Annotated in this window: 1 pseudogene; it reads left to right on the plus strand. The window is 55.0% G+C overall.

What is annotated here, in order from left to right:
* Positions 1 to 77 precede the first annotated feature (77 nt).
* A pseudogene (locus A7090_RS18220) lies at positions 78 to 418 on the plus strand (IS66 family transposase zinc-finger binding domain-containing protein); the annotation flags it as partial.

Consider the following 418-nt stretch of genomic DNA (forward strand, 5'->3'; position numbering starts at 1 on the left):
TGAAGGTATCAACTGGAAGCACCCGAAACGAACGGAACGCGCTGGAATCCGCATATAACCCGTTGTAAAGTGAGGATATGGACACCTCACTTGCTCATGAGAACGCCCGCCTGCGGGCACTGTTGCAGACGCAACAGGACACCATACGCCAGATGGCTGAATACAACCGCCTGCTCTCACAGCGGGTGGCGGCTTATGCTTCCGAAATTTCCCCGTGAAACCCGGGTTATCCGGCCGGAAGAGGAATGCTGTCCTGCCTGTGGTGGTGAACTCAGTTCTCTGGGATGTGATGTGTCAGAGCAACTGGAGCTTATCAGCAGCGCCTTTAAGGTTATCGAAACACAACGTCCGAAACTGGCCTGTTGCCGGTGCGACCATATCGTGCAGGCACCGGTGCCTTCAAAACCCATTGCACGCA

The sequence above is a fragment of the Escherichia sp. MOD1-EC7003 genome (assembly GCF_002965065.1).
Taxonomy (GTDB): Bacteria; Pseudomonadota; Gammaproteobacteria; order Enterobacterales; family Enterobacteriaceae; genus Escherichia.